This window comes from Streptomyces sp. NPDC002130 (genome assembly GCF_040296465.1).
In the GTDB taxonomy this organism is placed as follows: Bacteria; Actinomycetota; Actinomycetes; order Streptomycetales; family Streptomycetaceae; genus Streptomyces.
In genome coordinates this window covers 1-1,574 of the sequence record NZ_JBEOXI010000744.1, presented here as the reverse complement: position 1 = coordinate 1,574, position 1,574 = coordinate 1, and the positions used below count along the sequence as shown (strand labels likewise).

Sequence of the window (1,574 nt, the reverse complement as noted above, 5' to 3'; positions counted from 1 at the left end):
GATTCAACGCGTTCGACCCAGTACTGACGGTCGGTCTGGAATCGCGGAGAGTTCCGGTAATCCAGATCGGCTGCAACCACGGCGTCGAGTGACCACTGCGGCGCGGCAGTCCCCAGATTCGGATTGTCGTATCTTTCTGCGACGTCGGCGACGATGAGCGAGATGCCGTAGCCGTCGACCACACTGTGGTGATAGCGCTGATACCAGATGACTCGGTCGTCGGCCGTCAGCAGAAGTGTCTGACGGAAGAGTAGATCGTCCGCACCGAAGACCCGGGCCATGTCGGTGTCCATCCACGACTGCGCTGCCGAATCGGGAGTCGCCTCGGCCCGAAGGTCGAGAATTTCCACGTCCCAGCGTGCATCCGGAATCGGCACCTGGATCAGCTGGTTGTCGGCATCGACCTCGAAGTGCACGAACAGCGCTTCGACGCGTCCGACGCTGGCCTCGATCGCCGCTGCCGCGCGCTCGATGTCGATCGTGCCGTCGACCTCGACGACAAGTCCGATGTTGTAGACCGGACTGCTCGGATCGACGTTCTGAGCAACCCACACCTCACGCTGAGCGGCCGTCGCCGGGAGCGCTGCGTCCAGATCGGCACCGCCCGATACCGCCGGGTGAGCTACCTGAGAGTGGTCAGACATCAAGAATCCGATCATCGTCGTTCATGCTCATCGAACGACGAACACCCTCGCAAGTTTAGGGTAGGCTACCCAGGAACGTGAAGGTGCGCTCCCCCCCCTGGTCAGACCTGTTCCCACGGACCGAATTCGAGCAAAACGTCAATTGCCGTCTTACCGTCCTGCGGCCGAACGACATGTTCGAGGGCATAGACCCTCGATCCCTCCGCAGCGCGAGCGAGATCGGAAATACCGGGCAGAATGGTCGGTTCGGGTGGACCGCCCACACCACGATGGAAGTTCTCGATGGAATGCCCCAAATAGAGGACCCGTCCGCCGGGCGTCAGCCACTTCCCGACGCGATTCAAGGTTGCGGCCAGATGGTCGACCTCGAGGTGAAGAAAGCTGACCAACACCAGGTCGACCAGCCCTTCCGGCTGCCACTCGGTCGCGTCGCCGACCTGCCAGTCGACAGCCTTGTCCCCGTCACTCGCCCGTGCCAGATCGATCGCCACCGACGAGTAGTCGACCGCAGTCACCGACCAACCTTGCGCAGCCATCCACCGCGCGTGACGGCCGTCGCCGCAGGCCAGATCGATCGCGGTGCCCGGTCTCAGATCGGAAATTCTTGTTGCGACGGTTCCCGCCGGGTCGACTCCCCATGGCTCCGTCGCCGCTCGGTATCGCTCGTCCCAGTCGCGTGCGTCCATGATTGCTCTCCCATATCCGTTTCACCGTTTCACTGGGAGTTATGCCCGGATCATCCCGAACTCAAGATAGAACCCTCTCCAAGCGCTCGCATAGTGAACGGGTCCCTATTCGGGCACAATTTCAGCCAGGACGCCCTCGGCGCTGCGGGCGGCGACCAGGCAGGCGCGCGAGGTGAACCTGTCGAAGAGCGGATGTCTGGACAACTCGCGCCATCGCCGGACAGCCGCCGTAGCCCGCGCACGC

General features: G+C 62.9%; 2 protein-coding genes. Both read right to left on the bottom strand.

Translation table 11 applies throughout. The features are described 5' to 3' along the window. Positions 1-659, bottom strand: a 659-nt coding sequence (locus tag ABT116_RS45070; protein ID WP_351646830.1) for a condensation domain-containing protein, incomplete at its 3' end; no start/stop codon positions are given. Positions 660-745: 86 nt separating this feature from the next. Beyond that, positions 746-1,330, bottom strand: coding sequence for a class I SAM-dependent methyltransferase (locus tag ABT116_RS45065; RefSeq protein ID WP_351646828.1), 585 nt, complete (start codon positions 1,328-1,330; stop codon positions 746-748). Positions 1,331-1,574: the final 244 nt, after the last annotated feature.